This is a genomic window from Actinomadura napierensis (assembly GCF_039529375.1).
In the GTDB taxonomy this organism is placed as follows: domain Bacteria; phylum Actinomycetota; class Actinomycetes; order Streptosporangiales; family Streptosporangiaceae; genus Spirillospora; species Spirillospora napierensis.
Genome location: NZ_BAAAMR010000292.1, coordinates 1 through 770 on the forward strand (window position 1 = coordinate 1; position 770 = coordinate 770).

Here is a 770-nt window from a genome sequence, read left to right on the forward strand (position 1 = left end):
GCCGACCGACCCGGCACAGCACGCGGAGAGTCTGCCATGAACAACCCCGAGCGCTTGCCGTCCGAGACGCACAAACCGATCACCGGCTACCTGTGGGGCGGACTGGCTGTGCTGACTTGCCCCTGCCACCTGCCCATCCTCGCTGTCGTGCTGGCCGGCACAACCGCCGGTGCTTTCCTCGGCGAGCATTGGGTCATCGCGGCGCTCGGTTTGACCGGCCTGTTCCTTCTGTCCCTGTCGCGGGCGTTGCGGGCATTCAGGGAAAGAGAATGAGCGCTTTCCGGCCGGATGGATGGACGACGCCGGAACTGGCCCAAGCGGTCGAGCGCGGGCAGCTTGAACTGCACTACCAGCCCGTCGTCGATCTGCGCAGTGGTGGGATTGTCGGCGCGGAAGCCCACAAGGCCGACCAGGCAGCGCCGGCCCTCTATGGCCCCGAGAAGGGGCCAGAAAGGCCCGCCAGGGCCTCGTAGCCTAGCGGCGAGGGCCACCGGCCCGGTGAGCGTCGGGAAGGCGCTGGAAGCCCGCCAGGGGCGAGACGGGCGGCCGTGGCCGCCTGGCTCGATGCGTAGCACGACATAGCCGGTTCTCGCGTCCGCCGGCCGGGAGAATCCCCCGCAGCTTGGCCCCTCAAATGTCAAAGAGTGGATCTCATCGTCGGAAGTGGCGATGCGAGATCCAGCGGCGGCCGTCATCGTCGGAACTGGCGATGGGGCCCTCGGGGCATCGTTGGATGTGGCGATGGTCGACCGTGGCCAGGACGTGGCCAG

General features: G+C 68.3%; 2 protein-coding genes. Both read left to right on the forward strand.

The annotated features are described in order from the left end of the window. A partial coding sequence (merE, locus tag ABD296_RS49505; RefSeq protein WP_455363886.1) for a broad-spectrum mercury transporter MerE occupies nucleotides 1–273 on the forward strand: 273 nt, incomplete at its 5' end. Then, complete coding sequence (locus tag ABD296_RS50855) at nucleotides 270–473, forward strand: EAL domain-containing protein (protein ID WP_027814028.1); 204 nt, start codon at nucleotides 270–272, stop codon at nucleotides 471–473. The genes merE and ABD296_RS50855, both read left to right, overlap by 4 nt. The last annotated feature ends 297 nt before the right edge of the window (nucleotides 474–770 follow it).